The organism is Winkia sp. UMB3158 (assembly GCF_030217145.1).
Lineage (GTDB): Bacteria > Actinomycetota > Actinomycetes > Actinomycetales > Actinomycetaceae > Winkia > Winkia anitrata.
On sequence record NZ_JASONH010000001.1, the window covers coordinates 376,572 to 382,815 of the forward strand.

At 54.2% G+C, this 6,244-nt stretch carries 5 protein-coding genes and 1 rRNA gene; 5 read left to right on the forward strand and 1 reads right to left on the reverse strand.

Going from position 1 to position 6,244, the window contains the following annotated elements; all coding sequences use genetic code 11:
* Positions 1-128 precede the first annotated feature (128 nt).
* Genes QP400_RS01870 through QP400_RS01890 form a run of 5 tightly spaced genes read left to right on the forward strand, consistent with a single transcriptional unit; the run spans position 129 to position 5,813 of the window.
* Positions 129-1,415, forward strand: coding sequence for an ABC transporter substrate-binding protein (locus tag QP400_RS01870; protein WP_285462462.1), 1,287 nt, complete (start codon positions 129-131; stop codon positions 1,413-1,415).
* Positions 1,416-1,464: 49 nt separating this feature from the next.
* Positions 1,465-2,409, forward strand: coding sequence for a carbohydrate ABC transporter permease (locus tag QP400_RS01875; protein WP_004805558.1), 945 nt, complete (start codon positions 1,465-1,467; stop codon positions 2,407-2,409).
* Complete coding sequence (locus QP400_RS01880; RefSeq protein ID WP_004805555.1) at positions 2,406-3,329, forward strand: carbohydrate ABC transporter permease; 924 nt, start codon at positions 2,406-2,408, stop codon at positions 3,327-3,329. Before QP400_RS01875 ends, QP400_RS01880 begins: the two co-directional genes overlap by 4 nt.
* Complete coding sequence (locus tag QP400_RS01885) at positions 3,326-4,771, forward strand: GH1 family beta-glucosidase (protein ID WP_004805553.1); 1,446 nt, start codon at positions 3,326-3,328, stop codon at positions 4,769-4,771. Before QP400_RS01880 ends, QP400_RS01885 begins: the two co-directional genes overlap by 4 nt.
* A gap of 31 nt (positions 4,772-4,802) precedes the next feature.
* A complete protein-coding gene (locus tag QP400_RS01890) occupies positions 4,803-5,813 on the forward strand; it encodes a LacI family DNA-binding transcriptional regulator (RefSeq protein ID WP_102202031.1) in 1,011 nt (336 codons plus the stop codon).
* A 121-nt stretch (positions 5,814-5,934) separates the two neighbouring features.
* Here QP400_RS01890 and rrf read toward each other — a convergent pair.
* Positions 5,935-6,049 (reverse strand): 5S ribosomal RNA (gene rrf, locus QP400_RS01895).
* Positions 6,050-6,244 lie beyond the last annotated feature (195 nt).

Sequence of the window (6,244 nt, forward strand, 5' to 3'; positions counted from 1 at the left end):
TTTTTGTGCAATGATGCATATATCCCATTTGAGAGCGCTCTCAAGTTTTCTGTAGTTTCGATTGAGAGCGCTCTCATATAGGTGTTTTCCCGCAATGAGGCGGTCTTCAGCACAAAGGAGTAGCTGTTATGAACAGAAGAGTCTTGCAAGTTGGCGCCTTGATAGGACTAGGCGCCTTGTCGTTGGCGGCTTGTTCGTCAGGTTCGGAGGATTCGAAAGAATCCGCGGACGGAAAGATCACCCTAACGGTGGCCACTTTCAACGAGTTTGGTTACAACAACCTGCTATCTGAATACTCGAAGTCTCACCCCAACATCAAGGTCGTAGAGAAGAAGGCAGCAACCTCGAACGAGGCTCATGACAACATGATGACTCGACTAGCTGCCGGCTCTGGATTGTCTGACATCGAAGCAGTTGAGGTCGACTGGTGGCCAGAACTGATGCAGTACCCAGAACAGCTAACCGATCTAAAGTCAGACACCACCAAATATCGGTGGCTCGATTGGAAGGCTAAGGCAGCCACCACTGCCGATGGCAAGCTACTAGGTGCCGGCACCGATGCGGGCCCAGAGGCTATCTGCTATCGCGCCGATCTATTCAAGAAGGCGGGGCTGCCCACGGACAGAAACGAGGTGGCAAAGCTACTGGAAGGTGGCTGGGATAACTACTTCAAGGTCGGCAAGAAGTTTGTCGACGCCACTAACATTCCGTGGTACGACGGCGCGGTAGGCACCTATCAAGGAATGATCAACCAGGTCGAAGAACCTTTCGAGAAGAAGGACAACACGGTTATTGATCTGCAGAACAACAAGCAGATCAAGGCTATTTACGACAAGCTGGTTACCGAGTCTGTAGACAATAAGCTGTCGGCACACATGGCGCAGTGGTCCGAGGACTGGACTAACTCCTTCCAGAAGGATGGCTTCGCCACGATGCTTTGCCCACCGTGGATGCTAGGCGTTGTCGAGGGCAATGCTGCGGGCGTAAAGGGCTGGGATGTGGCTCCAGTATTCCCCGGCGGTGGCGGCAACTGGGGCGGCTCTTACCTGACCGTACCTACCCAGGGCAAGCATGTGAAGGAAGCAAAGGAACTAGCTGAATGGCTGACTGCTCCCGAACAGCAAATCAAGGCTTTCAAGACTAAGGGCAACTTCCCCTCTCAGGTGAAGGCTCTCGAGTCTCCCGAGCTAACCGGCTACACCAACAAGTTCTTCAACAACGCTCCGGTGGGCAAGATCTACTCGGAGATGTCCAAGAAGATCGATGTTCAGCCTTATAAGGGACCGAACTTCTTCCCCATCACCTCCCTTGTAACCGATGCGCTAAACCGCGTTGACGTAGACAAGACGGACAACCCGGATGGCTCCTGGAAGAAGGCAATTACCGAATACAAGCAGCTCGATCTGCAACAGTAAAAAACCAATCGCCCCTAGGCCTAGCGCCTAGGGGCACTAGGAGCCTTTTATGTCTGCCAATTCCAAACTGCGCAACCGCCTTTCGCGTGCAGACACGAAGCTTTCTCCTTACCTTTACATCAGCCCGTTCTTCCTACTTTTTGCTATTACGGGCTTGTTCCCCCTGCTATACACTGCCTGGGTCTCATTGCATAAGTGGCCTCTTATTGGGGGAAATCAAGGTTTCAACGGGGTAGACAACTACGTGTCGGTGCTGCAGCATCCGGTGTTCTGGACGGCTTTGCGCAACACCTTTTCAATCTTCCTTCTTTCCTCAATCCCGCAGGTAATCCTCGCACTGTTCATTGCATGGGTGCTGGATGCGAATCTTCGGGCCAAAACTTTCTGGCGAATGGGCGTGCTTCTGCCCTACGTAGTAGCTCCGGTCGCTGTATCGCTGATCTTCTCAAAGGTCTTTGCGGACCAGTCGGGCATGATAAATACGCTGCTGGGGTACGTAGGAATCGCCCCGGTTGGGTGGCACGCATCCACGTTTGCCTCTCACATAGCAATCGCAAACATGGTCAACTTCCGCTGGACGGGCTATAACGCCCTCATCCTGCTCGCAGCCATGCAGGCGGTGCCACACGAACTATATGAGGCGGCCACTGTCGACGGGGCAGGGCCGGTGCGGCAGTTCTTCTCAGTAACTGTGCCGCAGCTCCGCTCTACCTTGATCTTCGTGATCATCACGTCCACTATCGGCGGGTTGCAAATCTTCGACGAACCCAGAATGTTCGACACGATGGGCGGCGGAGGTGCCGATAAACAGTGGCTGACTTTAACCATGTACATGTACCAGCTCGGGTGGGGCTCACAGAAGAGCTTCGGCAAGGCCTCCGCAGTAGCGTGGCTACTGTTCCTAATTGTGATTGCGTTTGCCGCTCTCAACTTCTTGCTCACGAAGCGAATTGCTTCCTCCACCCCGCATTCTCCTAAGAAGGTGACAAAGTGAGTAGCGAACCTTCCTTGGCAATGATCGAGCAGCGCTCCGGCAAGAGGGCGGCGAAAGCAGCCCGCAAGCGGCGGGCTAGAAAAGGCCAGTTTGGTCCGAACCAGCGGCCGCGCTGGTATAAGTATGTTCTACTGGTGATCATTCTGCTGGCGTCTGCCTACCCGCTGTATTTCGCTTTTCTACTTGCTTCTTCAACCGCTCCCGATATTGCGCGTTCTCCACTCCCCTCGCTAATTCCGCAGGGACACTTCTTCGAGAATCTAAGGCGCGTAATGGATTCGGGAGTTGATCTGTGGGGAGCTTTCTTGAACTCACTCATTGTTGCAGTGATCACCTCTGCTTCCGTGGTGTTCTTTTCGATGCTTGCTGGCTATTCGTTCTCCAAGCTTCGTTTCCGCGGCCGTGACGGTCTGCTTACCTTCGTGATCGCAACTATGGCGGTACCTGCCCAACTTGGCGTGGTGCCGCTATTCATGGTCATGAACAAGTTGGGATGGTCCGGCGAGCTGATTTCAGTAATCGTGCCGGGCTTGGTCAGTGCCTTCGGCGTGTTCTGGATGACTCAGTACATTCGCGATGCCCTTCCGACAGAGCTAATTGAGGCTGCTCGAGTCGATGGCGCTTCGATGTTCCGGACCTTCCTTACCGTGGCCGTGCCCGCTGCGCTTCCGGCTGCCTCGATGCTGGCCCTGTTCACTTTTGTGGGATCGTGGACGAATTTCTTCTGGCCATTCATTGTGCTGGGCGCTAAGAACCCCACTTTGCCGGTGGCTTTGCAGCTGCTGCAGGCCTCCTATTTCAAAGACTATTCGCTGATTATGACCGGTGTGGTTGTTGCTACCGTGCCGCTTCTGATCCTGTTCGTTTTCGCTGGACGCCGCCTGGTTTCTGGCGTAATGCAAGGAGCCGTAAAAGGATGAAAACCGTATCTTTACCAGAAAACTTTTTCCTTGGAGCAGCCACTGCTGCCGCTCAGATCGAGGGCGCTGCCTTCGAGGACGGAAAAGGCGCGTCTATTTGGGACACGATGTGCCGGGAGCCCGGCAGGATCGCGGACGACTCCAATATCGATGTTGCCTGCGACCATTACCACCGGGTAGACGAGGACGTGGCCCTAATTTCTAAACTGGGCCTATCTACCTACCGTTTTTCCATTTCATGGGTGCGTATCATGCCGGACGGGCGCTCGGTGAATCAGAAGGGGCTAGATTTTTACGCGTCCTTGTTGGACAAGTTAAATGCGGCTGGAATCCGCCCGTGGGTCACTTTGTATCACTGGGATCTACCCCAGCAGCTTCAGGATGCCGGCGGGTGGGCTAATCGGCAAACTGCCTATCTTTTCGCCGAGTATGCCCGCATAGTTTATTCGGCCTTAGGAGATCGAGCTCGGTACTGGACCACTCTGAACGAGCCTTGGTGTGCCTCGTTGTTGTCATATGTCGGCGGCGAGCACGCTCCCGGTCATAATGACCCGGTCGAGGGGGTTGCTGCCGTGCACCACCTACTTCTGGCTCATGGATTGGCTGCTAAGGAGATCCGCCAGATTGCCCAGCAAAAGCAGTGGGATTTACGGTTGGGCATTACCTTGAATTTCGCTTGGGCGCACGCAGCAGATGCTACTTCGGAAGCTGACAAGGATGCCGCCCGCAGAATTAATGGGGTGCAGAACCGGCTTTTTGCTGATCCAATTTTCAAGGGGGAATACCCGGCCGATGTCGTACAGGACATGGCTTTAGAGGCGGACATTCGCGATTGGATCGAAGACGGGGATCTACAGGCAATTAGTACTCCTATTGATGTGCTAGGCGTCAATTTCTATAACGGCTGTGCCGTGGCTGGCCCCCAGGACGGTTACAAGCCGGGCAAGCCGGTTCTCAATGAGCGCGGGATTTTGGGGCGCTCCCCCAACGTGGGATCAGCATCTGTTGTGGGGGTTCCTCGCGATACGCCGCATACTGCAATGGGCTGGGAAGTGGAGGCGCACGACCTCTACGAGCTGCTTATGTGGCTCGATGCGGAATATGCCAAGCAGAGCAACACAGATCTTGTGATTACCGAGAACGGAGCAGCCTACGAAGACGAGCCCGATGCCGATGGTTTCGTGGACGATTCGGCTGATCGACTTATCTACATTCGCGACCATCTTGGCGAGGCATTGCGAGCATGTCAGGACGGCGCCCACCTTGTTGGCTATCTGGTGTGGTCCTTACTGGATAACTTCGAGTGGGCGTGCGGCTACACTAAGCGATTCGGCATTGTCCGTGTCGATTACAAGACGCTGCAGAGGACGCCAAAGGCATCTGCACTTTGGTTTTCTCAGGTGGCTAGGGACAGGCAGCTGCTGATTCCTCAGGCCGACTAGGCCGGATAAGCTTGTTCTGTTAGGAGGGATAATGGCAGCCACCGTAACGCTCGAGGACGTGGCCCGTGCAGCGGGCGTATCTCGCGCTACTGCATCGCGGGTGGTGCGCGGTGGTGCCGGCGTCTCTGGCTCTAAGATTAGGGCGGTAACTGAGGCAATCTCTGCCCTCGGTTACCGTCCTAATCAAGCGGCCCGTTCTCTTGCTACTTCCAAAACGGATATGGTCGCCCTTGTCATTCCGGAACCTGATTCCCGGCTTTTTTCGGACCCGTTTTTCTCTGAGGTATTGGCAGCGGTGAATCGTTTTTTTGCCGATACGGATACTCAGCTGGTCCTTGCTATGGCAGATAGAAAGAATGACACCAGGAAGTTGCGTCCTTTCCTATATGACGGCCACGTTGACGGCGTCATCGTGGCTACTCATCACCAGATTCCTGGACAATTAGATCTTCTGATGGGCGCTCCTTTGCCCGTTGTCTTCATTGGCAGGCCTAGTGCGAACCCAACCTGTAATTCTTGGGTTGACGTAGACAACGTGCAGGCCGGTAAGTTAGCGGCGCGCCATTTGCGCGATTGCGGCGTTCGCCGCCCCGCAATTATCACCGGGCCTTTAGACATGCTTGCGGCAGCGGATCGTTTGAACGGCTTTAGACAGGTCATTGCTTCCGATTTCCCAACTTTCGAGGGCGACTTCACCGCGGCGTCAGGGACTGAAGCTGCTAGGGCCGCTATTCCGATGATTCGGGCCGGCCTTATTGATGGCCTCTACATTTGCTCAGACCTTATGGCTATGGCTGCTATCAGTGCCTTCAAGGAGGCTGGCTTGTGTGTTCCTGGGGATGTGGCTGTCGTCTCTAACGACAACACCCAAGCCGGACAAAACTACCACCCCAAACTAACCACAATCACTAACCCAGTAACCGCCCTCGGACAAACCGCAGCAACAATGCTCGCCCAAATAATCAACACACATCCCCCAACCAGGCCAACCCTACTGCCCTGCACCCTCAAACAAGGACACACAACAACCCCAACCAACTAAACCAACAACCACACCCCACCCAAAAACACAGGACACGCCCTCGGGTTGTTAAACAGGGATGGGGTTTGGCCCCCAAACCCACTAACAAAAGCAGGCCTGGAGGCTAAACCAGAAGAATAATTCGTGGCAGCGTCTTACTCTCCCACACTAAAAAGTGCAGTACCATCAGCGCTGGCAAGCTTAGCTACCGGGATCGGAACGGAACCGGGCGTGACCTCACCGCTATGACCACCACGAAAACCAATTTGAACCAACCAAAAAGACTGGTTGAATCGTGAACCGCACAGTGGACGCAAATGCCAATGCCAACACACGTAATTGGCATGCTCAAAACAACAAAATCGTTTCAAATAATGTTAGTCATCGGGATATTAGTACCAGTCAACTCAAACCCTCACGAGCCTTACATTCCTGGCCTATCAACCCAGTCT